The organism is Kitasatospora sp. NPDC057542 (assembly GCF_042801945.1).
GTDB lineage: Bacteria > Actinomycetota > Actinomycetes > Streptomycetales > Streptomycetaceae > Kitasatospora.
In genome coordinates this window covers 1-1,600 of the sequence record NZ_JBHVFE010000820.1, presented here as the reverse complement: position 1 = coordinate 1,600, position 1,600 = coordinate 1, and the positions used below count along the sequence as shown (strand labels likewise).

Genomic DNA, 1,600 nt, shown 5'->3' with positions numbered 1-1,600 from the left:
GGGGCCGAGTGGCCCCGGACACAACCATCCACTCCCAAGGAGTCCTCATGCGACGCCTCGCGACCGCACTCGGTACCCTCGCCGCCGCCGGGGCCATGGCCATCGCCCTGCCCAACGCGGCCTTCGCCGCCCGCGGGCAGCTCATTCTCGCTCCCGGCCAGTTCATCCAGAATCCGAGCGGCTGCTACAACGCACCGATCTTTCCGCTCATCGTGCAGAACGAGACCAACGAGTCCGTCCGCGTGTACGACGGCCCGAACTGCACCGGAAACGTGATCGCGGTCGTTCCTCCCGGCGGTGGCACGACCCAGGAGTTCGGCTCCAGCGTGTACGTCCCCTGACGACAGCGAAGCAACCGGCCACCGCTGCACAGGAAGTCGGACCGGCCGACTTCCTGTGCAGCGGCGCGCGAACCTAGCGGCGGCCCGGGAGGGCGAGGAGGGCCAGGGCGCCGGCGAGGACGGCGAGGCCACACCAGGAGACGGCGGGCAGCCGCTCGCCCAGCGCCGCCACACCGAGGACGGCGGCGACGGCCGGCTCGGCGAGGGTCAGCGTGGTGGCCGTCTGGGCGGTGGTGTGCCGCAGGCCGCGGCCGAACAGCCAGTACGCGAGGAAGGTGGTGACCACCGCGAGGTGCAGCACCACGCCCGCCCCGCGTGCCGAGGCGAGCCACGCCAGGTCACCGGCGAGCAGCACCGGCAGGACGATCAGCGCGGCCCCGCCGAACATCGCCCCCATCACCCCGCCCGAGGGGTGCCCGTGCGAGATCAGCCGCCCGCCGATCAGCGAGTAGACGGCGTACGAGAGCCCCGAGAGCGCCGCCAGCAGCACGCCCAACGGGTCCACCGCCCCACCGCCGCAAGCGAGTTCGGGGCCCAGCACCAGAACGGCGCAGCCGAGCACGGCCAGCGCCGTCGCCCCGGCCCACCGCCCGCCGGGCCGCCCCTGTCGGGCCAGCCACCCGAGCAGCCCGGTGAACACCGGCGCGCTGCCGAGCGCGATCACGGTGGCCACCGCCACCCCGGTCCGGCTCACCGCCGGGTAGAAGGTCAGCGGGTACCCGGCCACCGCGACGGCCCCGGCCGCGAGCAGCCACCGCTCGCGAGGCGCGCACACCCGGGGCAGCACGCGGGCGGAACGGTCGGACAGGAACAGCAGCAGCCCGCCGAGCACCAGCCCGGCGGCCCCGATCCCGGCCGCCGGGGCGCCCCCGGGCGCCAGCGAACTGGCGGTCCCGGTGGTGCCCCAGAGCACGGCGGCGATCAGGATCGGCACCGCACCACCGCGCGAACGGGCGCGGCGAGGAGCCGTGGGCAGGGAACGGGCAGGCGAGGACAAACGATGAGGCACAGTCGTGAACTTCCGTCGTCGAAGACCGTCAGAGGGGTTTCGAGAACGGGCGCACGCCGTCAGCCCACGGCGGCCGCCATCGGGCCGAGCCGGGGTCGCAGGGGATCAAGCCACCGAAGCGCGCGCCCGATCAGGCGCTGAGCGGTGGCAGCACGACGTGCCAATACAGGTTCACGCGTCGATGGTACCGACCGTCTGCGCGAGAAGTCGGCCGGTCCGACTTCTCGCGCAGGCCCCTCAGGCTCTGACC

Annotated in this window: 2 protein-coding genes; one reads left to right on the top strand and one right to left on the bottom strand. The window is 73.9% G+C overall.

Annotation, left to right across the window (positions count from 1 at the left end; genetic code table 11):
* Positions 1-47 precede the first annotated feature (47 nt).
* Positions 48-341, top strand: coding sequence for a hypothetical protein (locus tag ACFU7Y_RS43820; protein WP_224276795.1), 294 nt, complete (start codon positions 48-50; stop codon positions 339-341).
* Between the two features lie 73 nt (positions 342-414).
* On the opposite strand, the gene ACFU7Y_RS43815 is transcribed toward ACFU7Y_RS43820, so the two are convergent.
* Entirely contained in the window at positions 415-1,275 is an 861-nt protein-coding gene (locus ACFU7Y_RS43815; RefSeq protein WP_380772042.1) for a DMT family transporter, read from the bottom strand.
* Between the last annotated feature and the right edge of the window lie 325 nt (positions 1,276-1,600).